23 protein-coding genes, 2 tRNA genes and 1 pseudogene are annotated in these 25,284 nt (G+C 46.8%); 6 read left to right on the top strand and 20 right to left on the bottom strand.

The features are described 5' to 3' along the window. Positions 1 to 169: 169 nt before the first annotated feature. The 10 genes and pseudogenes from gap to PN462_RS09065 form a co-directional block, all read right to left on the bottom strand. Positions 170 to 1,192, bottom strand: a complete 1,023-nt coding sequence (gene gap, locus PN462_RS09105; protein WP_272127790.1) for a type I glyceraldehyde-3-phosphate dehydrogenase — start codon at positions 1,190 to 1,192, stop codon at positions 170 to 172. 577 nt (positions 1,193 to 1,769) lie between these two features. Beyond that, positions 1,770 to 1,843 (bottom strand) — tRNA-Met (locus PN462_RS09100). A gap of 126 nt (positions 1,844 to 1,969) precedes the next feature. Next, the gene (locus PN462_RS09095; RefSeq protein ID WP_272127789.1) at positions 1,970 to 2,488 is read right to left on the bottom strand and encodes a hypothetical protein; all 519 of its coding nucleotides are present in this window, start codon (positions 2,486 to 2,488) and stop codon (positions 1,970 to 1,972) included. 203 nt (positions 2,489 to 2,691) lie between these two features. Beyond that, on the bottom strand, positions 2,692 to 3,645 hold the full coding sequence (locus PN462_RS09090) for an asparaginase (RefSeq protein ID WP_272127788.1): 954 nt from the start codon (positions 3,643 to 3,645) through the stop codon (positions 2,692 to 2,694). Positions 3,646 to 3,724: 79 nt separating this feature from the next. Further along, positions 3,725 to 4,228 (bottom strand): CGLD27 family protein, encoded by a 504-nt coding sequence (locus PN462_RS09085; RefSeq protein ID WP_272127787.1) that lies wholly within the window; start codon positions 4,226 to 4,228, stop codon positions 3,725 to 3,727. Between the two features lie 7 nt (positions 4,229 to 4,235). Beyond that, complete coding sequence (gene rsfS, locus PN462_RS09080; RefSeq protein WP_272127786.1) at positions 4,236 to 4,667, bottom strand: ribosome silencing factor; 432 nt, start codon at positions 4,665 to 4,667, stop codon at positions 4,236 to 4,238. Positions 4,668 to 4,719: 52 nt separating this feature from the next. Next, positions 4,720 to 5,337, bottom strand: coding sequence for a bis(5'-nucleosyl)-tetraphosphatase (symmetrical) YqeK (gene yqeK / locus PN462_RS09075; protein WP_443029115.1), 618 nt, complete (start codon positions 5,335 to 5,337; stop codon positions 4,720 to 4,722). 50 nt (positions 5,338 to 5,387) lie between these two features. After that, positions 5,388 to 5,882 (bottom strand): annotated as a pseudogene (locus tag PN462_RS23485) (Eco57I restriction-modification methylase domain-containing protein); the annotation flags it as partial. Positions 5,883 to 5,939: 57 nt separating this feature from the next. Continuing rightward, positions 5,940 to 6,197: a hypothetical protein gene (locus PN462_RS09070; RefSeq protein WP_272127783.1), complete on the bottom strand. Its 258-nt coding sequence runs from the start codon at positions 6,195 to 6,197 to the stop codon at positions 5,940 to 5,942. Next, positions 6,191 to 6,445, bottom strand: a complete 255-nt coding sequence (locus PN462_RS09065) for a hypothetical protein (RefSeq protein WP_272127782.1) — start codon at positions 6,443 to 6,445, stop codon at positions 6,191 to 6,193. The genes PN462_RS09070 and PN462_RS09065 overlap by 7 nt, the downstream gene beginning before the upstream one ends. 27 nt (positions 6,446 to 6,472) lie before the next feature. Here PN462_RS09065 and PN462_RS09060 point away from each other — a divergent pair, with 27 nt between their 5' ends. The 4 genes from PN462_RS09060 to PN462_RS09045 all read left to right on the top strand — a co-directional run bounded on the left by PN462_RS09060 (position 6,473) and on the right by PN462_RS09045 (position 10,630). Beyond that, the gene (locus PN462_RS09060) at positions 6,473 to 7,480 is read left to right on the top strand and encodes a glycosyltransferase family 4 protein (RefSeq protein WP_272127781.1); all 1,008 of its coding nucleotides are present in this window, start codon (positions 6,473 to 6,475) and stop codon (positions 7,478 to 7,480) included. After that, positions 7,477 to 9,048 carry an O-antigen polysaccharide polymerase Wzy gene (locus PN462_RS09055; RefSeq protein WP_272127780.1) on the top strand — a complete coding sequence of 524 codons (1,572 nt, stop codon included), beginning with the start codon at positions 7,477 to 7,479 and terminating at the stop codon, positions 9,046 to 9,048. Before PN462_RS09060 ends, PN462_RS09055 begins: the two co-directional genes overlap by 4 nt. Then, a complete protein-coding gene (locus PN462_RS09050; protein ID WP_272127779.1) occupies positions 8,984 to 10,258 on the top strand; it encodes a glycosyltransferase family 4 protein in 1,275 nt (424 codons plus the stop codon). Before PN462_RS09055 ends, PN462_RS09050 begins: the two co-directional genes overlap by 65 nt. A 171-nt stretch (positions 10,259 to 10,429) precedes the next feature. Beyond that, complete coding sequence (locus PN462_RS09045) at positions 10,430 to 10,630, top strand: hypothetical protein (protein WP_272127778.1); 201 nt, start codon at positions 10,430 to 10,432, stop codon at positions 10,628 to 10,630. Between the two features lie 67 nt (positions 10,631 to 10,697). Here PN462_RS09045 and PN462_RS09040 read toward each other — a convergent pair whose 3' ends face one another. The 3 genes from PN462_RS09040 to PN462_RS09030 form a co-directional block, all read right to left on the bottom strand. Beyond that, a complete protein-coding gene (locus PN462_RS09040) occupies positions 10,698 to 11,144 on the bottom strand; it encodes a hypothetical protein (RefSeq protein ID WP_272127777.1) in 447 nt (148 codons plus the stop codon). 487 nt (positions 11,145 to 11,631) lie between these two features. Beyond that, positions 11,632 to 11,705 (bottom strand) — tRNA-Pro (locus PN462_RS09035). Between the two features lie 57 nt (positions 11,706 to 11,762). Beyond that, complete coding sequence (locus PN462_RS09030; RefSeq protein ID WP_272127776.1) at positions 11,763 to 12,128, bottom strand: DUF1818 family protein; 366 nt, start codon at positions 12,126 to 12,128, stop codon at positions 11,763 to 11,765. Positions 12,129 to 12,224: 96 nt separating this feature from the next. On the opposite strand from PN462_RS09030, the gene gcvH reads away from it, so the two are divergent. After that, the gene (gcvH, locus tag PN462_RS09025; RefSeq protein ID WP_272127775.1) at positions 12,225 to 12,617 is read left to right on the top strand and encodes a glycine cleavage system protein GcvH; all 393 of its coding nucleotides are present in this window, start codon (positions 12,225 to 12,227) and stop codon (positions 12,615 to 12,617) included. A 131-nt stretch (positions 12,618 to 12,748) separates the two neighbouring features. On the opposite strand, the gene glyS is transcribed toward gcvH, so the two are convergent. The 3 genes from glyS to PN462_RS09010 form a co-directional block, all read right to left on the bottom strand. Beyond that, positions 12,749 to 14,896, bottom strand: a complete 2,148-nt coding sequence (gene glyS, locus PN462_RS09020) for a glycine--tRNA ligase subunit beta (protein WP_272127774.1) — start codon at positions 14,894 to 14,896, stop codon at positions 12,749 to 12,751. Positions 14,897 to 15,004: 108 nt separating this feature from the next. Next, positions 15,005 to 15,211, bottom strand: a complete 207-nt coding sequence (locus tag PN462_RS09015; protein ID WP_272127773.1) for a glycogen debranching protein — start codon at positions 15,209 to 15,211, stop codon at positions 15,005 to 15,007. 220 nt (positions 15,212 to 15,431) lie between these two features. Further along, positions 15,432 to 17,582 carry a polyribonucleotide nucleotidyltransferase gene (locus PN462_RS09010; RefSeq protein WP_272127772.1) on the bottom strand — a complete coding sequence of 717 codons (2,151 nt, stop codon included), beginning with the start codon at positions 17,580 to 17,582 and terminating at the stop codon, positions 15,432 to 15,434. A 138-nt stretch (positions 17,583 to 17,720) separates the two neighbouring features. Between PN462_RS09010 and PN462_RS09005 the strand changes: the two genes are divergently transcribed. Continuing rightward, entirely contained in the window at positions 17,721 to 20,957 is a 3,237-nt protein-coding gene (locus tag PN462_RS09005) for a DEAD/DEAH box helicase (protein ID WP_272127771.1), read from the top strand. 181 nt (positions 20,958 to 21,138) lie between these two features. Here PN462_RS09005 and PN462_RS09000 read toward each other — a convergent pair whose 3' ends face one another. The 4 genes from PN462_RS09000 to PN462_RS08985 form a co-directional block, all read right to left on the bottom strand. After that, positions 21,139 to 22,512, bottom strand: a complete 1,374-nt coding sequence (locus tag PN462_RS09000; protein WP_272127770.1) for a hypothetical protein — start codon at positions 22,510 to 22,512, stop codon at positions 21,139 to 21,141. A 698-nt stretch (positions 22,513 to 23,210) separates the two neighbouring features. After that, positions 23,211 to 23,678 (bottom strand): SsrA-binding protein SmpB, encoded by a 468-nt coding sequence (smpB, locus tag PN462_RS08995; RefSeq protein ID WP_272127769.1) that lies wholly within the window; start codon positions 23,676 to 23,678, stop codon positions 23,211 to 23,213. Between the two features lie 105 nt (positions 23,679 to 23,783). Continuing rightward, on the bottom strand, positions 23,784 to 24,281 hold the full coding sequence (gene tadA / locus PN462_RS08990; protein WP_272127768.1) for a tRNA adenosine(34) deaminase TadA: 498 nt from the start codon (positions 24,279 to 24,281) through the stop codon (positions 23,784 to 23,786). Positions 24,282 to 24,423: 142 nt separating this feature from the next. Then, positions 24,424 to 25,041 (bottom strand): TenA family protein, encoded by a 618-nt coding sequence (locus PN462_RS08985; protein ID WP_272127766.1) that lies wholly within the window; start codon positions 25,039 to 25,041, stop codon positions 24,424 to 24,426. Positions 25,042 to 25,284 lie beyond the last annotated feature (243 nt).

Here is a 25,284-nt window from a genome sequence, read left to right as displayed (position 1 = left end):
AGATGGGGGAGATGGGGGAGATGAAGGTTTTAAACTGTTCTAGTAGGGTGAGTACCCCTGTCAAGGTGACAAATTTGGAAACGAGAAACCGTTATTTCAGACACTCATGATAGATACTTACTCCCCCTCTCCCAAGGTGGGGAGAGGGGGTTGGGGGGTGAGGTGAGGTTTAAACTAGGCCGTCTTTCTTCGCCATAGACAACATTAAATCAACCACACGGCAAGAATAACCCCATTCATTGTCATACCAAGACACAACCTTAAAGAAATTGGCATTTAACTCAATTCCTGCCCCCGCATCAAAAATACTAGAATGGGAATCGCTCACAAAGTCCATAGACACCACCGCATCATCGGTATATCCTAAAACCCCTGCCATTGGACCTTCGGCGGCAGATTTCATGGCCGCACAAATATCACCATAACTGGTCGCTTTATCTGTCTTAAAGGTTAAGTCCACCACCGACACATCGGGAGTCGGCACGCGGAAGGCCATCCCCGTTAACTTCCCTTTTAACTCCGGTAACACCAATGTAACCGCTTTGGCTGCTCCGGTGGAGGCGGGAATAATATTTTGGGGGGCACTTCTCCCCGCGCGTAAGTCCTTTTTACTCGGCCCATCTACGGTGGGTTGGGTTGCGGTGACGGAGTGAACCGTGGTCATTAATCCTTCGGCTAAACCAAAGTTATCTTGCAGGACTTTTGCTACCGGGGCCAAGCAATTGGTGGTACAACTGGCATTAGAAACAATTAAATCTCCTTGGGGATCAAAGGTTTCGTGATTCACCCCCACCAATAATGTTTTAACCTTTTCTGGGTCTTTGGTGGGAGCAGAAAGCACTACTCGTTTCGCCCCTGCTTCTAAATGCTTCGATGCCCCTTCATGGGTGGTAAATAATCCTGTAGATTCAACAACATAATCGACTCCCATTTCTTTCCAAGGGAGTTGGGTGGGGTCTTTAATAGCAGTGCAGCGAATAAATTTTCCGTCAATAACAATGCCATCTTCTTTCTCCTCTACTGTCCCACTATATCTACCGTGGGTGGAGTCATATTTAAAGAGATAAGCTAGATTTTTAGCAGGGACAAGATCATTAATGCCGACAAATTCAACATTCGGGTTTTTGACCGCAGCCCGGGCAACTAAGCGACCAATGCGACCAAATCCGTTAATGGCAACTTTGATAGTCATAATCTGATTTAGCTTCCTTTACGAAACGACTGTAAGAAAAAATGGGAAGTTTTGTTGAATTTTAAGCTAAGGTTAATATTATTCACTTCAGCTTAAAATTCAGTGTAATTAATGTCTCTGGGCGGTTAATTACGTTGAACTATCCAACAGTTACATAATAAAACGACTCAATCATTTATGATATTAAAATATAATGATCGAGTGTCGGCCTAGAAAATATAAATATAGTCTTAAAAAATGAGGCGCAGGATGAGCTTATTATTTTAGGGGAATTGTCACATAGATTCAATCTTGAATTGATATCTATAATACATTTTTAGATTGTTTTAACCTGAGTCTAGGGAGGTTAACTAGAGTCTGCATAATTCTACTCTCTGTGTTTCTCTGTGCCTCTGTGGTGCAATTCATTACAGTTTAATCCTCCTTCATATAGTAGTATGTCTATTAGTTAGAAGACACTTTCCCCCCCTCTCCCAAGTTGGGAGAAGGAGGGGGAGATGAGGGTCACTTCATGCAATAAACCTCTGTAATTGGGGGATTACAGAGGCTTATTGCTTTATGGAGTTGGGGGGGGGAATAGCGGGAGGCGGATTTGAACCACCGACCTTCGGGTTATGAGCCCGACGAGCTACCAGACTGCTCTATCCCGCGTCGTTCTTTTTTAGTATAACGATTTCGGCCACAATTGACAAGTATAACAAAAAAATTGCTGCAAAATTATGAAAAAATGTAAGCCACAGGGTGTGAGTGGAGGAGCGATCGCATAGCCCAAAACAACTACTGGGCGGGGCTTTCTGCGGGTTCAGCCGGGCTAGCTTCTCCGGCATTATCCGGTTGTTCGGTGTTCTCCGGTTTGGCATTCTTTTGGGCATACTGGAGATACCCTTGGTATTCTGTCACCTTTTGTTGGGCTTGTTGGTAGTTCGGACTATCTTGGGGGACTTGCCGCATTAGCGCGATCGCTTGTTGCCAAGTTTGAGCCACCGATTGCCATTCTTCCTGAGTTTGAGCCGTTTGCACCGCATTGGCCGCTTCCATGGCTTTATTTACTGCGTCATACCAAGGATTCTCCGATTGAGGGACATTAGGAGACCCTTGCCCTTGGGTATTAGCAGGGGCCTGAGTCTGGCCAGTCGGGGAAGCGGGAGAAGTCGTTGCTTGGGGGGTTGTCGGTTGAGTCTCTCCCCCTCCCCCAAAGGGGTTGAGGGAACTCACCAGATCACATCCTGTCAACATTGGGAAAAAGACCGCAATGGCAAGAGGAGTCAAAAAAGAACGCTTCAGCTTCAACATCATTAAAATTCTCTCACTGGGATGGACAAGGATAAATATGCAGGCTCATTTTAGCAAACCAAGCGGCAGAGTGTCGGGAGTTGGGGGAGTTGGGGGAGTTGGGGGAGATGGGAGATGGGAGTTGGGAGATGGGGAAGATGGGGGAGAACCAAGATTGATTAATCATTCATGACCCATTACCCATTACCCATTACCCATTACGCAATTCAAACCATTTCCAACTCTCCAAACACCTCTAACCGCTTATACTCATCAATCTGCATAAACTGTTCAGCCAAATTTTCCGCCACCGCCGGAGTAATCCAGCCTAACTGTAATAGAATATGCAGCGTGGCGGCGTATTTGGCGCGTTTTGCCCCATCCCGGACTTTGACGGCCAAACCCATGCCTTCCCCGACTCGGCCCACACATTGCACCCCTTCTGCGCCGGATTTACTGACAATTTCCCCTTCCATCAATCGCATTAATTCAGTATCAAACGCCCCATTGCCAGCCACCATGCGGGGATTATAAGTCATGGCGCGGACAATGCGTTCTAAGTCGAGGTTATCTCCAGAGGCTAAATGGGCATAGAGAGCGGCCATTTGTCCCATTTGCATGGAGTAGGTAGGGGCCCCGCAGTCATCCCGGGCCCGAATAAATTCTTCTCCTGGCATTCCCAGGAGTTCCCCCACTTTATCAATAATTAATTGTTGGATGGGGTGGGAACGATGGAGGTAGTTATCGAGGGGAAAGTGGCGTTGTTGACAGACGGCCAGCATTCCGGCGTGTTTCCCGGAACAGTTGTGTTGGAGAGGACTGTCTTTGCCTTCGGGGATGGGACAACGGAGGGCGGTGGGATCAATGTCGCATCGCCAGAGGATATTAAAGACTTGTCGGGCTTGATCCACTTCGCCTCGGTGAGAACTACACATTACGGCTAAGTCTCTATCGGTGAGGCCATAGCGTTCCAATGTGCCGCTAGAGGCGACGGCTAGGGCTTGGAAGGGTTTAAACGCCGAACGAATAAAAGCAGTGGTTTCGGCACTCCCGGCGAGGGAGAGGACGCGACTGCGGTCATCGCAGACAACGGCGGTAACGGTGTGAAGGGATTCGATGATCCCTTCTCTGAGAAGTTGAACTTCGAGTTCGGGGGCTTGATGACGAATTCCGCGAGTCATGCGTTTTCTGTACTGAACACTTTAGCTTTACTTTCTTTGCATTATTGCAGGTTTGCGGGCTGGTGCATATTTGACCGGGTTATTCGGGGATGAACCAGCACAGACTGCCGAGGAGGAGGAGGAGGAGGAGGGCAAGGAAGCTGTTGCGGAGGCGTTTTAGGAGGGGTTGAACTTGGTAGGTGACGACTAAGCGATCGCGGGTTAAGACTTCGGCGGGTTTCTCCCAGATTTGCCCATCATACCAGCCGGATTCTTCGTATTCGACTTGTTCTTGGGACAAGCGATCGCGGATATAAAACCACCCCAGATACAATCGTAATAAGATCAACAACACGAAGCCCAAGGCCCCTCCTCCGGCAGCCAAGATAAAGTGCAGGGGGGTTTGGAGAGGGGGGAAACTGGCCGCGGCAATCGGCCCGGTAATGACTCCCCCAAACCCCCACACCCACAGGAGTTTCCGCAGGTAGGTGAGAGGGGGTAACAGAGTCCAACGAAATAGCCAAGATTCTTTGAGTTGCTGATATTCGTTGAGGGGTTGTTGTTCGTCGGGGACGGGGCAAAAAGACACGGGAGATTTCAGCATAGACAAGTTACTCTCTTATTATCTGAGATGATGCGGGAGATGGGGAGTGAAATTCGATGCGTTGGGCATGGCCCCAGAAGGCTTCGAGGTTGTAAAAGTCTCGTTCTTCGGGAAGGAGGATATGCGCGATCGCGTCGCCATAGTCCAGTAACATCCAGGTCCCTTCGGATTTCCCTTCCACTCGTTGTGGACTGCGTTGAAAGTCGGCCTCTAGTTTATTTTGAATGGCAGTGCCAATGGCCCGGACTTGGGTGGTGGAGTAGCCGGTCATGATCACAAAATAGTCGGTGAGGTAGCAGACTTCTTCGACCCCTAATAGCACAATATTCTCCGCCTTCCGGTCATCGCCAGCTTCTGCAATGGCCCAAGCGAGGGCTAAACTTTCCTCCTCAGTTTGATGGGAGGGGATTGAGTTCGGGTGACGGTTTTCTAGAGTCATTCAGATTGTGAGTTAGTCCTTTATACGACGAGGGATGTCCCTTTAGCTTTCATCATAGCGAAGCCTGGAGAGGCTGTTGCTGCTCTCGTTGTTTTTTTTGCTGATGGCGATATTCCCACAGGGCCCAATTCCGTGTCAGAACGGCGCGAGGATGGATAATACGCCCTTTTTTGATTAGATGTTGTATGGTGAAGTCGCTGGTGTGCCAGACGGCTTGATAGAGGTGGTTAAAGCTGGTTTGACGGAGTTCGGGGAGGGGGGGTTTGTTCCCCCGTCCGGGTTCTAGGGAGTCGGCCAAGAAGACGATACAACTAAGGGGACTCATCTGGGGACTGCCGAGGGTATGATTGGCGATGGCGGCTAAAATGTCGGGGTCGGTGATGTTAAATTCTTCTTGGGCAACAATCGCGCTAACATCGGCATGGAGAAGATGGGGGTTGTCGTAAAAGATATCATCGAGGGGGAGGCTGTGGGTTTGGGCTATGTCCAGTAGGGTTTTGGGGGGGAAATATTTGGCTAAGTCGTGGAGGAGTCCCGCTTGTCGGGCTTTTTGGGGGTCTAAGTTGTAAGATTCGGCCAGTTCCCCAGACATCTGTTCTACCCCTAAAATATGCTGGACTCGGGCCGGGGGAACGTGGTCGGCCAGCCAGGTTAAGATGCGATCGCGCATTTTGTTCAAGATTTTCAACACAATAATTTGTATTTTAAACATTTTTGGGCTTACCCTTCAGCCACTGAATCAGAGAAGTGCATTAGAGGAATAGTAAAATTAGGATTTTTTAAGAGTTTTTCTTGTTGAATTGAGAAAATATTACTTAAATCATTCTGTTGCTTTAATTGTTGAATAGAATTAACCTTTCTAATTTTAATCCAGTGTTCTGTCTGAGACACCATTCCGCTTACACAAATGATACATAACTTTGCATAACCAAAACTCAAGTTAGGGAAACAAGAAGACGGCAAAATATCTAGACTTTCAATAGAGTAATGCGTCAGCAGATATTGACGAATTGCTTGATGTAAATGTAAATAGAGAAATGTATCGGGTATAATAAAAACGAGCTTTCCATCTTGAGCTAGTAATCGGAGAGAACGAAGTAAAAAAAGTGTGTAGGTTTCCCGCACATAAAACCCGGCAAAACGTTTCTTGAGAAAAGCACGTCTATTGTAGTCTTGCCAACCTCCATAGGGAGGGTTAGCTAAAATTTTAGAAAATTTGGGGCCGAAGGTTTCTTTTAAATCTAAATCTGGACAAAATAAGGTATCTTGTTCTCATATTTTTAGCTGGGAATAATGTCCATATTTGTTCCGAAGAATTGCCGCATAATTGGGGTTTAATTCATAGGCGGTTATGTCAATTTGTGGTAAAATAGAATAGACTGCATCAATTAAATGTCCTTCTCCTGCTGCGGGTTCTAACACGGTATCATTGTTTTGTAAGTCTAGGAGAGTCGCCATATACTCCCCTAGCACTTCATCAACTGTAAAAAAAGTGCGGTAGGGGTCTTTATGTCGTTCTTTAATTACCATTCTAAGTATTTAAGCAAATTACTATTAGTTAAATGTTCCACCGTTTCTGGCAATAAGTCGGTGTGCCAGTTAATATTTTGAGTAATCCAGTTTTTTAAATCAAACCCTGTATATCCCCCAATTTTATCGTAGGCTTCTTCTCCACAATAGGCTTCCCACACATCGGACTGTTTGAGGAGTTTAAAATAATTATTATTTTGGTTTTCTGAAGCACGCACAAGGAGAATATTATGATAATTTTGTTCCAAGGTTTGATAAATCGTTACTGAGTAACCATGAAACTCTTAATTTATTCTCCCCGTTTTGCTCCGAGTGTGGGGGGAGTGGAGATGGTGACGGAGATTTTAGCACGGGAATGGGTGAGGTTAGGAGTAGGAGTCAAAGTTGTCTCTCAAACTCCTGCAACCGGGGGAGAGACGTTTCCCTTTGAGGTATTCCGTCAACCGACTCCCCGACAACTTCTGTCTTTACTCCACTGGTGTGATATTTTTATCCATAGCTGCATTAGCTTAAAGGGCATTTGGCCCAATTTACTGGTGCGGAAACCTTGGGTTTGTATCCATCACACTTGGTATCGTCGGCCTAATGGAAAGGTAGCGATTCCTGATTGGCTGAAATTACAGTTAACTCACCAAGCCTATAATATTTCTGTGAGTCGTGCGATCGCAGCCCATCTCCCCACCTCCTCCCAAGTCATCGAAAACCCCTATCGAGATGATATCTTTTATGAACGAGGGGATAGAAAGCGCGATCGCGGCTTAATCTACGTAGGCCGTCTCGTCTCCGACAAAGGAGTCGATCTCCTCTTAAACGCCCTCCTACCCCTCAAACAGCAAGGACTCACCCCCCACTTAACCATTATCGGCACAGGAGAAGCCGAACCGCAACTCCGCCACTTCGTCCAAACCCACCATCTCACCCCCCAAGTGGAATTCTTAGGCACACAACCCCCCCACCAAGTTGCCCAACTGCTCAACACCCATCAAATTTTAGTCATCCCCTCCCGATGGCAAGAACCCTTTGGTATTGTAGCCTTAGAAGGGATAGCCTGTGGGTGTGCGGTGGTGGGGTCCCAGGGAGGAGGACTTAAAGATGCGATCGGAGACTGTGGTGTCACCTTTCTCAACGGTGATCAACAGCAACTCACCCAAATTCTCGCCAATCACTTGACAAAAAAACAAAAACCTGCTAATAAAGACAAACTCAACGCCCATCTACAACAGCATCAACCTACCCCAGTTGCCCAAGCCTACTTACAGCGATTTAGGACAATCCTCTCGTGACCAGTGTTGTTCAATTTTATCCCTTAATTCTTCATACCATAAACGGTGTATTTGCCCAAATCAAAGCCCCTTCAGACATCCCTACAGACTTACTACAATTCATTAAAACCCTTGAGGAGTCCAACACCCTTTGGACAGCAGAGGAGGAATTTTTCTTGATCCAACTATTTATCGCCTTACTGCTTGTTTTTAGTATCATTTATGTATCTTTTCGAGACTGGAGACAATCCGTAAAACTGGTCTTTTTTGTCTTAGTCATTGACGGCGCATTAAGAAAATGGCTGCTCCCCCAAGCCAGTGAATTCATTTACTTCTTAAAAGACCTCATTCTCCTAGGCGCGTACTTCCGTTACTACATCTTCCCCAGAGGCGAAGACCGTTACCCCATTCAAAACAACTTTATCAATATTTTCATCATTATTTCCGCCGGCTGGTGTATCTTTCAAGCCTTTAACCCCAACCTCGGATCCCCCCTAGTCGGGCTTCTCGGACTCAAATCCTACTTATTTTATATCCCCCTAATCTGGATGATGCCCCGCCTATTCCGCTCCCAACAAGAACTCTATATCTTCCTAAGAAATCACCTCTTTCTCCTCATCCCCGTTGGCATCCTCGGCATTGTCCAATTCTTCAGTCCCATTAACAGCCCCATTAACCAATATATCCCCGGACGAAACGAACCCATCGCCACCTTCGGCTTTGCCGGAACACGCAACGTCCGCATCACCGGAACATTCTCCTATCTCAACAGTTACCAAGGCTACCTCGCCGCCTGTTTTGGCCTCTTAATTCCCCAACTCAGCATTAAACAAGACCAAATTTGGCGAATCCTCACCTATACCGAAATTTTCCTCACCATTCTCAATAGTTTTATGACAGGTTCAAGAACCCCCGTCATCGCCGAAATTCTCTTTATCTTAGGCTACTTCAGCATCCGGGCCCTCCGACAACCGGAAAAAACCTTCCTCTGGTTAGGGCGTTTATTGCCCTTTTTAGCCGTTGCCGCCAGCCTCAGCTTAATTGCCTTTCGCCCCGTCGTGGAAGCCTTCTGGGTTCGTGTCTCCTCCAACACAGACCTAGCGGAACGCATCGCCTCTGGGTTTATCGGCCCCTTTTCCTTCCTCACCTATACCGGCCTCGATGGGTTTGGGGCCGGGGCCACCCATGCCGGGGCCGGGTCCCTGCGTTTAGCCCTGGGGTTGCCTTGGGGGACTCCCCTCCCCGTGGAAGTTGAACCGGAAATGGGCCGGGTGGCTTTGGAGTTAGGCCCCATTGGGTTTATTCTCTGGTATGGGATGCGGGTGGCCATTATTTTTGCCCTCTGGAGAACCTTTACTCGGCTGAAACGCCTCTATTTGCGAGATTTAGCCCTCGCCGGGTTTCTCATTCATGGGATTCTTTTTATTAACCAAATGGTCTATCACAACAGCTTTGGCTGGTACTACTGGTTTTATACTGGGTTGGTCTTCCTGTTACCCCAACTGGAGAGAATCGAAAATTGGCGTGAAGAACAATATTACTTACAACAGTACAACACCCAGTATCGGACTGATTCACCCTACAGGTAATCCCTTTGCCCGTAATGCGGCCTTGGCGTTAGCGGAGATGGGCTATCTCAAAGAGATTATCACTTGTTTGGCCTATAATCCCCAAACAAAAATCGCCCAAACCCTCCAAACCTTCCTCCCTCCCCTCCATCAAGAATTAACCCGCAGGACTTGGGTGGCCCCAGACGGGGTGACTCTCCACACCTACCCCACCCCCGAACTGTTACGCATCGCAGCGTTACGTTTGGGGGTTCATCGTCTCCTCCACCGCAACCCCCAACATCTCGCTGACTGGGTGTATCGCGTCATTGACCAAAAAGTGGCTTCGTCTCATCTGACCCCTTTAACTGCCGTTTATGCCTATGAAGACGGGGCCGCCACTACGTTTACCCAAGCGCAACAACAGGGAATTGTCTGTTTTTATGACCTCCCCATTGTCCATTACCAGCAAAGTCAACAGTTACAAACCCAAGAAGCTGAACAGTTTCCAGAACTCACCCCCGCTTTACTTTCGGTTCAAGAACCCCCAGAGAAACTCCGACGGAAAGACCAAGAAATTGCCCTGGCTGACCATATTATTGTCCCTTCTACGGTGGTTCAGCAGTCTCTACTCCAAGTGGGGGTGTCTGCGGATAAAATTACCGTTATCCCCTTTGGGTCCCCCCATGACTACTTTCACCCCCAACCGAAACCCGACACGACGTTTCGGGCCTTGTTTGTGGGACGGGTGGGCCCTCGGAAAGGGGTTCATTATTTATTACAAGCCTGGCAACCGCTTCAACTCCCGAATGCAGAGTTATTGTTGGTGGGGTTTAATGAGTTCCCAGAGGGGTGGTTATCGCCCTATGAGGGGAGTTTTCGTTATCTTCCTTCGGTTCCCCATTCTTTGTTAAATCCCTATTATAGTTCGGCTAGTGTGTTTGTTTTTCCTTCTCTGGTGGAGGGGTTGGCGTTGGTGTTATTGGAGGCCATGGCCTGTGGTCTTCCGGTGATTACTACTCCCAATGCCGGGGGAACGGATATTATTACGGATGGGGTGGAGGGGTTTATTATTCCTATTCGGGATGTGGAGGCATTACAAGACAAACTCCTCTGGTGTCACCAGCATCCCCAAGAACTCGCGGAAATGGGACAAGCAGCCCGCCAACGGGCGGAACAGTTGACTTGGGGGTTATACCGTCAACGGTTAAAAAGGACGGTGGAGGAGATTTTAGTTGCAGAGAGAGCTTAAACGCTGTGATGTGGATCACTGCAATTGAGTAAAATTATCACTATTTTTGCGTTATTTTCCTCAATTTAGCGGTTGATTAATTTCACAAAGTCCCCTCTTGTTCTATCACCTTGATTGGGGGGGAATTAGGGGATGATAAAAGTAGATTAAACCCTTATCTCCCTAAGTCCCATGAAACCCCAAGTCCAACTTCTCCCCGGTGCAATTTCTGAAATTCTTGCGTCTGCTTCTGAAACAGGTGTACTGTCTCTCTCGGATCGTTACGGACTGATGGCGGCGGTTATGGATGAAGCCCTTTCGGAAGAGGAGCAGCGATCGCTCAACCGCATTTTACATTCAGTCCGTCGAGGCCGGGTGCAAATCTCTGCATAGAAAGACAGAAATAAGCGGATCAAGCAGTACAATTAAGGCCGTAAAATAGTGCGAGGTTTGCGATTAACTAATAAGGACGAATACTTTGAGAAAGGCCGGATTTCGGCTTAATTTGGTTTTGGCTTTTTCTCGGGGGGGTGTGGTGACTGTCTTCACCGTTTTTTGCTGAACTATTCTTTTCTGAGGAAGGATGAGGCGTTGAAGGGGTTTCGTTTGAGTCGTTTTGAGGCGTTGACTTTATACTTTTGTGCAAGTTTTTTTCTAAGACTAGATAAATTCCTTGTCGGATGAGGTTTTCTCGTTCTAACTGTCGTTCGGCGGACTCATGGAGGAGATGAGATTTGATTTCTGGGACGGTTTCTGAGGCGAAAACTGAATAAAGATTGGGAATTCGACTTAAAACGTAGGCAATTAGATCAGGAAATAAATTACATTGCGTGAATTGCTTTTGTATTTTTTGAGGTTGTTCAGCTAGGATATGATCGATGTCATCTTGTACTAACAAAAGGGTCATATTAACTAAACTCTTTTCCATTTGAGAATTACTCCTCTCTGCTGAACTTATCCCTAGATAGAGTGTCTAAATATGGGGGGCTGGATATGGAAGATATTGGATTTTCTATTATTATAAGGCAAAATGCTATTTTTTAGGAGACTTTGTGGAGATTTAGTAATTTTGTGGTCTCCATTTCCTCTGAGATATAGCCGTTTTCTCTTTGTCATGCAATCAACGAGGTGTCATAACAAGAAATTGAGCAAAAAACAATGAGCAATTATGCTGATTTAAAGTTGTTTAGCCCAATGTGTTTAGCCCCTTGTCTCACCTGCTCTAATGTAGCAGTTTCCCCAATCCTGAACTACTGCCATTCTTCTCTTTTTTCTATGTTTCCCCCTTGCTTATTGTCCCCTATCTCGTTTGATAGCTGAATGCTTACAAAAAAAATTAATGCACTAGAATAATCTAATGCACTAAATTTTGATTGGTTATTTTTTTTTAATAATCGGAGCGGCGGGATTTGAACCCACGACCCCCACTACCCCAAAGTGGTGCGCTACCAAGCTGCGCTACGCCCCGAATTCCGTTGCAGTTAATAATAGTAGCACAGCTTTTCTGGGAGATGCAACTAAAATTTTAAAAAACTTTCAGACGTTCCATAGCCTCCAAGAGTTCAGGGACAACTGGGGGCGGCCAACCCCCCTCACATTGTCGCCCAGAATTGAGGATGAAGCGGAGACTGTAGGTGTGGGGATATCCTTCGACTTCTAGCCAGAGTCGGTCGCTTTCCGCTTCACAGGTGATGCGTTCTTCGTCCATCAGTTCGTCGGCCATGGTTTCCATGGTGGTGGCCAGTTGCTTGGCTAAACGGCAAAAATCCTCTAATTCTGGGGCTGTGAGTTCGATCGCCCAATCTTCACTACCGATTAATCCCTGATATTCAGATGCAGCCGGATTCCAGCCTATGCGCCATCCTGAGCCACTTTTGACGATTTTTTGCATCGTTTTTCCTCCTTTGGTCTTCGATCGGGGTGGGGTTTTATAGTAGGCTGAGAAAGCTGTGAGATTTTCTCCAATTCCTAGTCTGAGGTAGATGAGATGGCACTTGAATATCCAGAAGACCTAAAATATCTCGATACACATGAATATGTTCGTTTAGACGGTGAAATTGCTACGATCGGAGTTAGCGCGTTTGCCATCGATCAACTTGGCGATGTTGTGTTTCTTGAATTACCCGATGTTGGCGATGCGGTGGAAGCGAGTGAGACGTTTGGCACGATTGAATCAGTGAAAGCGGTGGAAGATTTAAAAGCCCCGGTTTCTGGAACGGTGATCGAACGGAATGAAGGGTTGATTGATGCCCCCGAAAGCATTGCAGAAGACCCCTATGGCGACGGCTGGCTGTTAAAGGTTCGTCTCGAAGACCCCGATGAGGATTTTGAACTCCTCAGTGTGACGGATTATCGCGCTCAGGTGGAAGGGGAAGAATAATGGATAATGGATAATTTGTTCTTGGTTCTTGGTTCTTGGTTCTTGGTTCTTGGTTCTTTGTGACAAAGAGAACAGTAATCAATTACCAATTACCAATTACCCATTACCAATTACCCATTACCCATTACCCATTACCCAACAACAATTTCCCCAAAGTTGGCTAAGACTCGCGCATGGTTGCGGAGGAGTCCTAGGAGGTTTAGGCGGTTGGCTTGAATGTCTGGGTCTTCGGCCATGACCATGACGCTATCTTCTCCGTCGAAGAAGTTACTGACGACGGGGGTGATTGCGGCGAGACCGTCCACCAGACGCTGATAATCGCGGTTTTCACGGGCGTTTTCGGTTTGGGGGACTAATTTCACCAAACTGTCGTAAAATGCCTGTTCTGAGGCTTTCTCGAAGCGATCTGGGTCAACTATTCCGGTGGGGTCGAGGGGGGTGGTGTCTAAGTCTCCTTTGACGGCTAACCGGGTGGAACGGTTGACGGTTTCGTAGATGGTGTCTAGGGTGTTATTGTTGCGGATTCGGGCGAGGAATTGAGCGCGATCGCGGATATCCAGTAAATCCTGTAAAGCCCGTTTCTGATACTCCACATCCCCTTCAGCTAATACAGCATTAACTAAATCATAATCAATCTTTAATTCCTCTTGTAACAGGGTGCGAATACGCTGCACAAAGAACTCCTGTAAGGCCGCATAGGGAGAGGTTTTACTCGAATATTGTTCGACAAAAGAGTCTGAGAATTGTCCCAAAAGCTCATCCAGATTAATCTCTAAGTTAGCGTGCCAAGTAATATTAATCACCCCATTGGCCGCACGACGCAAGGCGAAGGGATCAGAAGACCCGGTGGGAATCATCCCCAAGCCAAAAATCCGCACCAAAGTATCTAAACGGTCTGCCAGTCCCACCACTTGTCCGGTGAGGGTTTCGGGTAGGATATCATCGGCCCCTCTGGGTAAATAATGCTCAAATATCCCTTTGGCCACCTCTGGAGTCTCTCGACTGACTAAAGCATATTTTTCCCCCATAATTCCCTGTAATTCGGGGAATTCATAGACCATTTGTGAGACTAAATCCGCTTTACATAATAAGGCGGCCCGTTCGATGATTTCCCATTGGTCTGCGTTGAGGTTCAGTTGGTTGCTGATTTCTTCGGCAATTTCGATGAGATTATCGACTTTATCCCGCATTGAACCGAGATCGGCCTGAAATGTTACCGTTTCTAGTTGCGGGAGATAGGTTTCTAGGGGTTCGTCGCAGTCCGCATCATAGAAGAATTTAGCATCCGCTAACCGGGCCCGAATGACTCTTTCATTCCCTGCCGCAATGAGGTCGGCTTTTTTGGGGTCGCCGTTGGAGATGGTGATAAAGTTGGGAAGGAGTTGGGTTTCGGTGTTGTTGTTGGTTTTGATGGGGAAGTAGCGTTGGTGTGTGACCATGACGGTTTGGATCACTTCTGGGGGGAGTTCGAGAAATGCTTCGTCAAATTTGCCAACGACTGCATTGGGGGACTCGACGAGGTTGATCACTTCTGCGAGTAAGTCGGGGGGAATTTCTGCGACTCCTTGGACGGAGTTGGCGGCCTGTTGGACTTGTTCGGTGATGGTGTGTTGACGAATTTGGGGGTCAACTTCAATTCCTGCGTTGCGGAGGGTTTCTGCGTAGGATGCTGCGTCGGGGATGGGGATGGGTTCGGGGGAGAGGACTCTGTGACCGTAGGAATTGCGATCGCTGTTTAATATTGTCGAACCATTTTCTAATTTTACAGGTAACACCTCTTTATCCCATAAGGCCACTAACCAACGAATGGGCCGGGGAAAGCGTAAGTCTCCATCTCCCCACCGCATGAAGCGACGGCCTTCTAATTTATTAATCCAATCGGGGATTAATTTTTGCAGGATTTCGGGACTTTTTTGGCCGGGGATATGTTTTTGCAGAAAGACAAATTCCCCTTTGTTGGTGTCTCGGAGTTCTAAGTCTTTGACAGCAACCCCTTGTTTTTTCGCAAACCCTGCTGCGGCCTTGGTGGGTTCACCGTCTTTAAATGCGACGGATGCGGGGGGGCCTTTGACTTCCTCATCTCTATCCGGTTGTTGGGGAGGGAGTCCAGTTATTACGACGGCCAAGCGTCTAGGAGTCCCGTAGAGTTGGATATTTTCCGGGGTGAGAAGGGAGTCTGAGAGGGATTTTGTGATGGTGGTTTTCCATTGCGCGATCGCGCTATCCACAAAATCGGCGGGCAATTCTTCTGTCCCAACTTCTAATAAAAAATTAGCCATTTTTACAATTAACAGTAACCAGTAATCAGTAATCAGTAATCAGTAATCAGTCGGGAGTTTAACTAACAAACAACCAACAACAAAGAACAAAGAACAAACAACCAACAACTAACTTAACTTCAAAGAATTAACCGGGACTTCCTCCCACGTTTCAACCTCCCGTATTCTTGCTTGCCAACCTATATCTTTTTGGTCTTGGGTTAAATTCTTCTCAAAAGACTCATGACAGTCCTTGGCTAACTCCTCATTACAACTGGCAATACAAGCATGAATCATACCAGACGGGTCAACTTGTTCGTTAATCCAAATCGTCATTACAGTAAACAGTAAACAGTTTTTGCAGGGAATCGGGAATCGGGAATCGGGAATCGGGAATCGGGAATCGGGAATCGGGAATCGGGAATGATATATATATTTTTGTTTTCCCTATCTCCCCTATCTTCTCCATCCCCCCATCTTCCCCATCTCCCCTATCTTCTCCATCCCCCCATCTTCCCCATCCCCCCATCAAAAGGGGGGAATTTATTTTACACAACTAGGCCGTTGCTGCCGCAGCGCGGGCCGCTGCTGCTTCATCGGGGTGAATACCGAGACGGGTTAGATTAATCCGGCCCCGACTGTCAATTTCGCGGACTTTCACCACAACTTCATCCCCAACGGCGACCTCATCTTCGACTTTCCCCACGCGATAGTCTGCCAATTGGGAAATATGAATCATTCCCTCTTTACCGGGGAACATTTCCACAAAGGCCCCAATAGGAATAATTCGGGTGACACGACCCACATAAATATCCCCTTCGTTCAATTTGCGGGTCAGTCCTTCGATGAGTCGTTTTGCTTCCACCGCTTGATCTCGTTCCGAACAGAAGATCATCACTGTGCCATTATCGTCAATGTCGATTTTAGCCCCAGTCTGTTCGGTAATCCCCTTAATGGTTTTACCACCCGGTCCAATGACCAATCCGATTAATTCTGGATCAATCTTCATTTGGATCAAGCGAGGAGCATGGGGAGAGAGATCAGTCCGGTGGGTGTCAATGGTGGCCAGCATTTTTTCGAGGATGTGTAACCGTCCATCCTTAGCCTGTTCAATGGCCTGGGCAATGACATCTAGGGATAATCCCGTAATTTTCATGTCCATTTGCAAGGCCGTAATACCGCTATCGGTGCCAGCCACCTTGAAGTCCATATCTCCTAGGAAGTCTTCCATCCCTTGAATATCGGTGAGGACTCGCACCTCATCCCCTTCTTTAATTAACCCCATGGCGGTCCCACTCACGGGTTTAACTAAGGGGACTCCTGCATCCAACAAAGCTAAGGTTGACCCACAGACGGACCCCATAGAGGTTGACCCATTGGAGGATAACACCTCAGACACCACACGGATGACGTAGGGGAACTCCTCTTGGGGGGGTAACATAGGGACAATGGCCCGTTCAGCCAAGGCCCCGTGACCAATTTCCCGACGACCCGGCGATCGCATGGGTTTGGTTTCCCCGACGGAGTAGGGGGGGAAGTTGTAATGGTGCAGGTAGCGTTTTTCCGATTCCGGGTTTAAATCATCCAATTCTTGAGCATCTCCAGGGGTTCCCAAGGTGACAAGGGACAACACTTGGGTTAACCCCCGTTGGAATAAACCGGCACCGTGGACTCGTTTGGGAAGCAGTCCCACGCGACAACTCACGGGACGCACTTCGTCGAGTTTCCGACCATCGACGCGCACCCCTTCTTCAATAATTTGTTGTCGCATTAATTTGCGGGTCAGCTTTTTATAAAGTCCTGCGACCATCTGACCATCTTCGCTGGCTTGACGGAGGGGGTCTTCTTCCGGGAGTTCGGCGATCGCCGCCTCGATTTCTTTTTCCTTAATCTCATCCAGGGCTTCATCCCGGCCCACTTTATCGAGATCAAACTGCACCAAAACCTTCTTAATGGAATCCTTAGCCCGTTTTTCCATAAACTCCGCTAAGGCATCATCCACCGTCGGTGCTTCTTCAGTGGCAATTTCTAACCCCAAGTCCTCTAACAGGCTATGTTGGGCTTTAATCAAATCTTGAACGGCTTCATAGCCAAATTCAATGGCCTCAATAATATCCTGTTCGGGGAGTTGATTGGCCCCCGCTTCGACCATCACCACCCCTTGGGGAGAACCTGCTACAACTAAATCTAAATCTCCCTCATTGATTTCTTTAAAGGTCGGGTTAATGATAAAATCATCCCCTACTAGACCCACTCGTACACCCGCCATGGGCCCGTAAAAGGGAATTTGGGCTAATAGCACAGCTACCGATGAGCCTGTCACCGCTAAAACGTCCGGTGGTACTTGTTCATCTAACGAGAGCGTCGTTGCTATGATCTGGATATCGTCCCGAATCCACTGGGGAAACAACGGACGAAGTGGACGGTCAATCAGACGACTGGTCAGTGTTACTTTCTCAGGGGGCCGGCCTTCTCGGCGTAAAAACCCTCCCGGAATGCGTCCTGCTGCGTAGAGTCTTTCTTCGTAGTCCACTAATAGGGGAAGAAAATCAATTCCCTCCCGACCTGTAGCGCGTGTCGCAGTCACTAAAACTGCGGTATCTCCCGACTCGATTAACACTGAACCACCAGCCTGCGGAGCGAGTAGACCAGTTTGGAGTCGAATATCCCGTCCATCAAAGGATATCGACTTGATAAATTCCTGCATCTTGCACGTATTCCTCTTTCTTTTCACTGTTCTTCTTACTTGGCAATCCTAGCATTTCTAGCCTCTTGCTGAACTAGAAGATTGCCTCTTTTCTCGAAACCGATACCATCGATCACTAAGGACTAATCAGTTAACGATATGGCGATTTTACACGGGAGTTGGATATTTCAGCCCCAAGAGAGTTATTTCTTCCTCTGGGGAGAAACTTGGCGGACGCAAAATAATCGTGAGGGGGAACAGGAGACGCAACGCCAACCGTCGGCCACGACTCCAGGGACTCATCCCTATGGCATGACTCCCGATGAACTCCTCGCTTGTATTTCTGCCCGCAAATTAACCTTGTTAGGGGACCCAGACAGTGGCAAAACGGAACAATGGGCTAAAAAAGTGCTGGCCGTTCCCAGTCGGGGGGGCAAAAAACGGCAAGGCCGCAAGTCTAAGTCCCAAAAACGCCACAGTGGAAAACCGGACCCTGAAGAAATTTTACCTGTGTTATCGGGGGCCGATGATGAAATTGCAGATATGAAAGCTCTGTCCTTGCAATGGTGGGAGGTGACGGGGTTGAAGTTAACCCCCCAAGGGGCCGCGCATTTTTTACAACAGTTACCTCTGGGGACGTTGAAAGTCCGTAAGGCTTATTTGGCCGACTCTTTGCGTTTTTGGTCCCAGGTTTATCGGTGGCAGTTACATTTGTTGACCCGGGGGAAATTTGTCCCTGGACTGGCGGGCCAACGGAGTTGTTGGCAACCGTTATTGGATAATGGGGAAGATCAGGCACGGTTATTAAAATTTGCGGACTTGATGCCCTCGGTCTGTCGCGCTTATCGGGATAAGGAGTTGGTTTGGGCGGACCTCGACTGGCAGGATAATTGGGGAGAACCTCAGACGCTGTTATTAGACTTTTTACGGACGTTAACGGATACCCAGTTGCGGCAATGGTTGGAGTTTACTGTGCCTCAGCAACGGGATGCCATAACTCCCCCTTGGTTACAGTCTCTCTTTACTCCAGGAGGGGAAATAAAAGCCCCGGCTGAGTCGTTAAAACGGTTGGATAAAGCTCTAGATAATTGGACATTTGCCCTACAAGATTATTTAGTGACCCCCCAAACGGAGAAATTTGGCGGCAACCAGTTCCGAGTCTGTTTTGTTCTCACTCCGCCTACGGATGCAGAACGCAGTTGGGGGCAAACCGATTGGATATTAAGCTATTATCTACGGGCAGTCAGTGACCCGGATTGTTTGTTAAATGCGAGCGAAATTTGGAAAAATCCGGTAGATCAATTGACCTATCAAGGATATACCATTGATAACCCCCAAGAGACGTTGTTAAAAGGGTTAGGACTGGCGGCTAAGTTTTATGATCCCATTAAAGAAAGTCTCAACCAACCGCAGCCAGAACGCTGTATTTTAAACCCGATTGAGGTTTATGAGTTTATCCGCGCTAGTGCTTGGCAATTACAGGATAGTGGCTTTAGTTTAGACTTACCACCGGGGTTATCGTCGGGGTCCGATGAGAACCGTTTAGGGATTAAAATTTTTGCGGCGGTGAAGCGGAAGAAAGGGGAACGCTTGGGCTTAAAAACGCCGTTAAATTATCAGTTGGAGTTGGCGATTGGTGAAAAGACGATTTCTGAGAAAGAGTTTGAAGGTTTGCTAGATCAAAAATCGCCAATTGTCAAGATCAATGAGGAATGGTTAGCGTTACAACCTGCGGATGTGCGGGCAGCCCAAGCCGTTTTATCTCCGGATAAAAATGAGGATTTAATGTTAACGGTAGAGGACGCTTTACGGCTCACTACGGGGGATTTAAAGGTTTTTGCGAAACTTCCGGTGGTGAAGTTTGAACCGTTGGGGATGTTGAAAAAGTTAATTGAAACGTTAACTGAAAATCGTCAACTTGAACCCATTGAAACTCCGCAAGATTTTCACGGGGAATTACGGCCTTATCAGTCTAGAGGGGTGGGTTGGTTAGCGTCCTTGGAACAGTGGAGTTTAGGGGCCTGTTTAGCGGATGATATGGGGTTAGGGAAAACCCCGCAGTTAATTGCTTTTTTACTCCATTTAAAAGAAGAGGAGGCTTTGAATAAACCTGCTTTGGTGGTGTGTCCTACGTCGGTGTTAGGTAACTGGGAACGGGAGGTGCAAAAATTTGCCCCAAAACTGTCGGTTTTTGTCCATCATGGGGATAAGCGGAAGAAGGGGAAAGATTTTAAAATTGTGGTTCAGAAGAAAGAGTTGGTGATTACCAGTTATTCGCTGGTGTTTCGGGATATTAAAACTCTGAATGCGGTGGACTGGGAAGGGGTTATTTTAGATGAAGCGCAAAATATTAAAAATCCCCAAGCGAAACAGTCTCAAGCAGTCCGGGAGTTAAATGCGGGGTTTCGGGTTGCGTTGACGGGGACTCCGTTAGAAAACCGTTTGTCGGAGTTGTGGTCGATTTTAGATTTTCTCAATCCTGGGTTTTTGGGGACTAAACAGTTTTTCCAACGACGGTTTGCGATTCCCATTGAGAAATATGGCGATCGCGATTCCTTAAATGCTTTACGATCTTTAGTACAACCCTTTATTCTCCGTCGTCTCAAGACCGATAAGGCCATTATTCAGGATTTACCTGAAAAGCAGGAAATGAATGTCTTTTGTGGGTTATCCTCTGAACAGGCTAAACTCTATCAGCAAGTGGTGGATACCTCCTTGGAAGTCATTGAGGAATCTAAGGGAATTAAGCGTCATGGCTTGATTTTAACTCTGTTGACGAAGTTAAAACAGATTTGTAATCACCCGGCCCAATATTTGAAACAGAAGGGGTTAGGGAAGGGCGAACGGTCTGGTAAACTGTTACGCTTACAGGAGATGTTAGAGGAAGTGGTCTCAGAGGGCGATCGCGCGTTGATTTTTACCCAGTTTGCGGAATGGGGTAAACTCCTCAAACCCTATCTGGAATATAAGTTAGACACCCAAGTGTTATTCCTCTATGGGGCCACCAAACGGGCCGACCGACAAGCGATGATCGACCGTTTCCAAAATGACCCCGATGGGCCGCCAATTTTCCTACTCTCCCTGAAAGCAGGAGGGACTGGACTGAATTTAACTCGCGCAAACCACGTTTTCCATGTGGACCGATGGTGGAATCCGGCAGTGGAAAACCAAGCAACCGACCGCGCGTTCCGCATCGGCCAAGAACGCAATGTCCAAGTTCACAAGTTTGTCTGTACGGGGACTTTGGAGGAACGCATCAACGATATTATCGAGAGTAAAAAGCAACTCGCAGAACAAACTGTCGATGCGGGAGAACAATGGTTAACGGAGATGAATACTGATCAATTGCGGGATTTACTGTTGTTAGACCGAGATGCGATTATGGATGAGGAATAGTTGATAGTTGATAGTTGAGGTTTACTGAATTTTATGGATACGAGATCAGCAAACCTTCAACTGATAGGGTTGGTAATGGGGAGTTTGTTGTTTGTTGTTTGTTGTTTGTTCTTTGGACAACTCTAAAATTATCCATTATCCATTATCAACTATCCACTATCCATTATCCATTATTCATTATCTAACTAGCCACTTTCGCCATTTGTAATAAAGCAGCTTTGCGACTGTCAAATAGCTTCGACAGACTTTCTGTGATAATTCGCACCACCTCCGGGTTACAGAGGGCTAAAAACTCCTCATTACTAATTTCATCCTTGAAAAAGGCTTTCGCTTGGTCTAGGAGGTCACTAATTTCTTGAAAGCCCATAATTTTGACAATGAGGGTGGTGAGAGGGGAATTTTTAATATCGTAGGACGAACTGCTAAAGCGGCCTTTTTCTAATAATCCCAAAATTTCTTGTTCTAAGGGGTCCTCCATAGACACCTTGAGGGGGACATCCGGTAAAAAGTCTTCTAGCTTCTCAATGGGGAGGCCATGGGGGTTAAATTCTCCCATAATGGTAGAGAGGGGGATATTGCGGCCAAAGCGTCTCGAAAGGGCTTCTAGGACGGCCATAGTAAAGAGTTTACTGCCTAAATAAATTCGCGCGATCGCAATATTCCGGCCCGCCCGTTCCAACAAACTATGATACCGTTGGTTCGGAGGTTCTCCCTTAAACTGTTGGAACACCAATTCCGGTCTCAGGAAGTTCATAAACCCTTCCATTTTCTGTAACGCCACCCGATACTCAATCACCGTGTAAGAACTGGGATTTTTGAGATTATGATTGGTTTCCGGGAGCAAACTCCACGTATTATCTAAAAAGCGGGCTGAACTGGGATGAGCAAAACTGCCCACATCTCGATTGGCCATTCGCACGGCCCGTTGGACCGACTCAATTAATTCTCCCTCACTTAACCCCAGTTGAAAGTCCTGATTAACCGTTTGGATATTCTCATAAAGTCGGTCTGCTGCCGTTTTCCCCTCCACCGCAGGACGGAAGGGAATGGTCGCTTCAATGCAAGTCACAATTTGCAGAATTAAACTAGGGTGAAGGAAAGACACTAGCACTCTGGCACAGACCAAAGCACTGAGAAACTCGTTTTGTCCAGCAAACGGTGAAAGTTGCTGTCCAGGCTTAAACCCAAAAACCCCGATGACTAAATCAAACATGGGGTCGTCGGGGAGGTCTTCTTGGTCGCGGATGTAGAGATGATCTTGGATATCTCGGATAAAGGGCGAGATGTAATAGGTTAAGTTGAAATTGACACTTTGATCGACCTGCACATAAACCAAGTCATGGAATAAGGCGGCCAGCACTTCGATGGCATTGGCAGACCCCCCCACTTCAAAGATATGATCGGGGGTGTGAAAGTACCGCCAAGGGCCGGTCATGGTTTGGACGATTAAATCAGCAATTTTTGAGAGTTCTTTCTCGCCAACGGCTACGCCTAACTGACCCATCGCCCAAGTCAGCTTATCAAAACAAAGTTTGTGATCCCGTTCAAAGTTCATCCAGACTCTGCACCTCTAGTTAACCTATTTGCTATTTTAGCTATCTTGGTCAAAGGTGAACGAGATTATTTTTTTTTGAGTGAGATTTGAGAGATAATGGTGAGGGGGAAAGCGTTTTTTTGATAAATCTGATTTATGCTCTCTGTCCCAACGATGATTTTTTTGTATAACTACCGTTGTTGTTACAAATCTTAACTCGCCCAAATCCCAAATTTTGACAACATTTTGACAACGAGGTTGCGCGGTTTGAGGTTTTTATTCTAGAATAGTGATATATTAGCAATATGCTATAGTTTGCGGCGTGTTGTATCTCACCTCGGCTAGTTGCCCTACAATACCCATCCTGCCGTTGTTAATCTGCCGATAAACATTCTTCCTTAGAGAGGCGGCGAATTTAATTTTTTCTTCTGTTTTCAAGATGGGGTTGACAAATTGCATATTTTGTGCAGCGAGGTTGTTCCTCTCTTTTTTGTGGGTGAATTTGTAGTAGTATGCTGATGGGTGAGTATAGGAATTAATTGCACCCCAGAGGCACAGAGAGACATAGAGAATAGAGAGAGAAGTATAGTAAAAATACATGATTTGTAATCAATCAAAAAGAAAGTAAGAAAAGAATCTAAACCCCCTATTCCCTCTATTCCCTTGCCCTGTTCGCGTAGCGTCCCGTCAGGGGTAGCGAAGTCGAAGGGCTATTCCCCTTAATATTGCTTTAAAGCGCGTTTAATTTCTCGGTCAGTGTCTCGTTTCTTGATAGTTTCGCGTTTATCGTGAATTTTCTTCCCTTTCCCTAGTCCGAGTAAAACTTTTACCCAACCTCGCTTAAAATACATTTTTAGCGGAATTAAAGTTAAGCCTTTTTGCTCTAGTTTTCCAATTAGTTTATTAATTTCTTTCCGTTTCAGCAATAATTTGCGAGTCCGACGGGGATCATGGTTAAAATATTCACCACTATCTTGATAAGGGGAAATATGTACGTTTAATAACCAGGCTTCTCCATTACGAATTAACCCATATCCGTCTTGCATATTCACTCGACCGTCTCGGATGGATTTTACCTCAGTCCCAACTAATTGCACCCCGGCCTCGTAGGTGTCTAGAATTTCGTACAAATACCGGGCTTTGCGATTATTGCTAATAACTTTATAGCCGTTTGATTGATCTCCCATGTAATTCTTATCTCGATAACTTCTGAAGCTCTACTCAGAATGTCGCTTAGGTCTTGATATTCTCCTCGAATTTCCCATTATACCCAAAAAAAATAATCCTGTCTGCTATTTGCTCTCTCGTTGTCGATTAAACCAGTCTTGGAGTTGCTGACGACAGGGGGTTTCTAGAATGCCGCCTAAGACTCCTAAGCGGTGGTTGGAGGCAGGACTATCAGGGAGGTTGAGGACGGTGCGAATTGCACCAGTTTTGGGGTCATTTGCGCCATAGACTAATAATCCTAGTCTGGCTTGGATAATTGCCCCAGCGCACATGGGACAGGGTTCTAGGGTAACGTAGAGGGTACAGTCGGAGAGTCGCCAATCTTGTCTGATTTTAGCAGCTTGCGCGATCGCAATCATTTCAGCATGGGCCGTGGGGTTATATCCCATCTCTTTCCCATTAAAGGCGGTGGCCAGACAATTCCCCTGTTTATCCACCACAATAGCCCCCACTGGAACTTCACCCATTTCTGCTGCCTTCTGGGCTAAGTCTAAGGCGTGTTGCATCCATGTTCGGTGTTGCTGATAGGTGGTTTCATTCAGGCTGAGAAAAGCCGGTTTCATTGGATAATGGGTAATGGGTAATGGGAGATGAAGAAACCGGGTTTCTATGCAAAATTAGAATATTTTTTGACAACTTAAACAGAAACCCGGTTTCTCACCTAACTAGAAGCTCAACTACAAAAACCAACAACCAACAACAAAATCACTTCATGGCCGCAGAGAAGAAGGCCACCTCACAGTCTAAGGCATAACGGTAGGTGTCACGGGTTTGTAACGTGGCCGTTGCATAACGGTTAACCAAAGACTCTAGGGTTTGGGCAAACTGTTCAAACTCATCACTACTGTACGTTTCCACCCAACTACGGTATTGATGATCTTTTACCCCCTGTTTGGCGATTTCTTGCCCTAAAAAGGCATACAGACGCATACAAGGAGACATAGCCACCGCCGTTAACCCCGTCTCTTGACTCCAAGCAGTGGCGAGGAGAAAATCCGTATAGCGACGAGTGGCGGCAGAGGGTTGCACTTGTTGTAAGTTTACCCCCCATTCGGCGGCTAACTGTTCATGGAGGTTACGTTCTGTTAACCCAGCCCCGGCTAACTGATATAACTCATTAAACCCATCCCAGTCTGGGGCTTTGGCCGCAGCAATGCTATAGGCCCGGGCAAAGGCTTCTAAAAAAAAGGCATCTTGCCCAATGTAAAATTTAAACTTGTCTAGGTCTAATGTTCCAGAGGCAATACCCGTCACGAAGGGATGATTGAGGCAAGTCTGGGCTATATCTTGATGGTTATTCCACAATTCTTGACTTAGCGTCATTATGTTCACTCAATATGTTCACTCAATTCGTTAGCGAGAGGGGTTAACCTCTAGTAGGCTATTTACTCGACTTTTTTTGACATCTTTTTTTGACATTAGGCCACAAAGCCCTACTTATACCCATCCTGGAGTTTTCTGGCCTGTGCCGGATGAACAGGTTTCAAAGGGGTTTGATTTTGGTCTATGAGAAATGCGTAATTGCACATGATTTTCAGGGCTTCTTCAGCCACTCAGTTAAACTGT

Source organism: Spirulina sp. CS-785/01 (assembly GCF_028330525.1).
Classification (GTDB): domain Bacteria; phylum Cyanobacteriota; class Cyanobacteriia; order Cyanobacteriales; family Spirulinaceae; genus JAQMSD01.
Note: the sequence above shows the minus strand (reverse complement) of the source record. Positions and strands in the feature narration are given on the sequence as shown.